The sequence below is a fragment of the Capsulimonas sp. genome, assembly GCF_039929585.1.
GTDB lineage: Bacteria > Armatimonadota > Armatimonadia > Armatimonadales > Capsulimonadaceae > Capsulimonas.
On record NZ_JBDSQY010000155.1, the window covers coordinates 1 to 2,716 of the forward strand.

Consider the following 2,716-nt stretch of genomic DNA (forward strand, 5'->3'; position numbering starts at 1 on the left):
GGCATTTTCCGGTCCCCCAGAATTGGGGCGGAGGGGCCAAACACCCACACGAATTGGGGTGGCGAGGCCAAATTCATTGGAAGGTTAGGCAGTCTATGGGCATGTCTCTCTCGGAACGTAATGAATTGGAGCGGTGGATCGAGATCATCTGGGACCAGGCGCGCGAGTTTGGCCTGGACCCATATCCCACGCACTTCGAAGTTGTCCCGCAGCATGTGATCTATGAGTTGGGCGCCTATGGCCTGCCGGCGCGCTTTTCGCACTGGACCTTCGGCCGCGATTACCATCGCCAGAAGACGTCCTACGAATACGGCATGTCCAAGATCTACGAGATTGTCTTCAACACCGACCCATGCCAGGCATTTTTGGTCGAAGACAACTCCATGCTGTCGCACAAATTCGTCGCGGCGCATGTGCTCGGGCACTGCCACTTCTTCAAACACAACTCTTACTTCCAGCACACTAACCGGCGAATGATCGAGCAGATGCGCGTGCACGCCGAGCGGATCGCTGAGTATGAGAAGCAGTTCGGCTGGCGCGAAGTCGAGAACTTCCTGGATACCGTGATGACGATCGAGATGCACTTCGACCCGTCGTCGCCTCTCGTCAAGCGCAAATCGGCCGAGCAGCATGAGAGTGACCGTCTGCGTGAAGGTCAGCCGACCAACACCGATTATGACGATATTTGGAACGTCGCTGGCCGGCCGGATCGCCCCAAGCCCCGAGCGCGCAAATTTCCCGAGGAACCCGAACGCGATTTGATGCGGTTCTTAATGGAGTATGGTCGGGACTTGGAAGAGTGGCAGCGCGATATCATCGAGATCGTGCGCGGCGAAATGCTCTACTTCCTGCCGCAGATGCGCACCAAGATCATGAACGAGGGCTTTGCGTCGTACTGGCATGAGAAGATACTGGAAAGCCTGGATCTGACAAGCGCGGAACACTGGGAATTTCGACGATTGCATTCGTCGGTGCTCTCCCCTTCGGGATCGCGGGCGCAGATCAACCCATACTACGTCGGCTTCCAAATCCTCAAGGATATTGTGCGCCGCTGGGACGGCGTGATCGAAGTCGGCGACGATGAAGAAACAGACTGGATGGGCCGCGCGATCGCGCGGCCAACGGGGGAGGGGAGGGCGAAGATCTTCAGCGTCTGCGAAGAGGATAACGACGTTACCTTCCTGCGGCGTTACCTCACGGATTCGCTTGTCAAGAAGCTCGATCTCTACACCTACAAGCTGGAGGAAGTCGACGGCGAGAAGATGTGGGTCGTACAGGACACCGACTGGCGCCGCGTCCGTGACTCCATGGTCGACTCTATGACGAACTTCGGCCAGCCGATCTTGACCGTTGAAGACGGCGACTACCAGCGCCATGGTGAGCTATATCTGAAGCATGCTTATGATGGCAAGCGCCTGGATCTGGAGTATACCGAGCGTGTATTGAAGAACGTTCATCGTTTGTGGGGTCGTCCGGTATACTTAGAAACGGTCGCCGACGATAAAGCCATCGTGCTCAAGTGCGACGACAACGGCGAAATTTCTCAAGTGGCGGCGTAGGGAATGCAGATCAACGAGACGGAAGTTCAGGTTGTTCGGGGCAGCGTCACGGATCAGGATGTGGACGTGATTGTTAATGCCGCCAACACCAGCATGCGGGGTGGGGGCGGGATCGATGGTCGTATCCATCGCGCCGCTGGCCCGGGATTGATGGAAGAGCTCATGCGAGTCGCGCGGCACGGCGCCAAAACCGGCGTCGTGGTGGTGACTGGCGCGCATAAGCTGCCGCAAAAGTACATCTTCCATGTAGCAGGCCCTGTCTGGAACGGCGGCAAATCCGGGGAGCCTGAGAAGCTGGCGATCAGCTATCTCGGATGCTTGGAAGCTGCCGACAAATTAGGTCTGACTAGCATCGCTTATTGCTCGATCTCCACTGGCGTCTATCGTTATCCGCTGGAGGCTGCCGCCAAAGTCTGTGTCTCTACCATCGATGAGTATCTGCGTTCGCATCCGGAGACCCCGCTGCGTAGTGTTGTCCTGGCGATGTTCGGCGCCGAGGAGTTCGATGTGTTCACCCAGGCGCTTGCAGAGAAGTGATACCGGGAATAACGAGAAGTGATGAGTACTACAGAAGACAGTAGAATGACGGATAAGCAGTTCACAAGGATTTCCCGAGCCCTTGCGGAGCCGCGTCGCTACCAAATTCTCAAAGAACTTGGAGCATATCATGCGGCGATGCCCTGCTGCGTTCTGAACCAGAACCATGACGTCAGCCCGCCCACGCTCTCGCATCATATGAAGGAGTTGGAAACTGCAGGCTTGATCGAAATCGTGCGTGAGGGTAAATTCGCCAGCCTCGTTCTCCAGCGCGACGTTCTTCGCGCCTACCTGGAGCGCCTCTCCGAAATTTGAGCCCGCATTCGTGCAATATCGCCTTCACGGACAGGCCTGCTAAAGGCTCTGGAAAAATAAATCGCCACCCCCTTGACTTTGCGCTCTCCAATACCGTATACTACCACTCGTTGCCGGGCCAAAGAGCCAGCGACGCGGAGCCGCAAGGCTCCAAACCCGAAGCCTTCCCAAGTATACAAAAAAAACTTTCCGACAAGGGTTGACAAGCCCAAGCAAGAAAGCGTATACTACTCCTCGCCGCCCAGCCAAAGTCGCTGACGGTGACGAAGCAAAGACTGCTTCCCGAAGCTCCTTCCTAGTATACA

The 2,716-nt window shown here is 56.4% G+C and carries 3 protein-coding genes; all 3 read left to right on the forward strand.

Annotation, left to right across the window (positions count from 1 at the left end; translation table 11 throughout):
- Positions 1-101: 101 nt before the first annotated feature.
- The 3 genes from ABIZ35_RS10775 to ABIZ35_RS10785 are packed head-to-tail and all read left to right on the forward strand — an operon-like array spanning position 102 to position 2,411.
- A complete protein-coding gene (locus tag ABIZ35_RS10775) occupies positions 102-1,559 on the forward strand; it encodes a SpoVR family protein (protein ID WP_348219903.1) in 1,458 nt (485 codons plus the stop codon).
- A gap of 3 nt (positions 1,560-1,562) precedes the next feature.
- The gene (locus ABIZ35_RS10780; protein ID WP_348219904.1) at positions 1,563-2,096 is read left to right on the forward strand and encodes a macro domain-containing protein; all 534 of its coding nucleotides are present in this window, start codon (positions 1,563-1,565) and stop codon (positions 2,094-2,096) included.
- 45 nt (positions 2,097-2,141) lie between these two features.
- A complete protein-coding gene (locus ABIZ35_RS10785) occupies positions 2,142-2,411 on the forward strand; it encodes a helix-turn-helix domain-containing protein (RefSeq protein ID WP_348219905.1) in 270 nt (89 codons plus the stop codon).
- Positions 2,412-2,716: the final 305 nt, after the last annotated feature.

Bases quoted from the DNA above. Each gene is read 5' to 3' on its own strand.
- ABIZ35_RS10775 (WP_348219903.1), top strand. From the start codon at position 102: ATGTCTCTCTCGGAACGTAATGAATTGGAGCGGTGGATCGAGATCATC.
- ABIZ35_RS10780 (WP_348219904.1), top strand. From the start codon at position 1,563: ATGCAGATCAACGAGACGGAAGTTCAGGTTGTTCGGGGCAGCGTCACG.
- ABIZ35_RS10785 (WP_348219905.1), top strand. From the start codon at position 2,142: ATGACGGATAAGCAGTTCACAAGGATTTCCCGAGCCCTTGCGGAGCCG.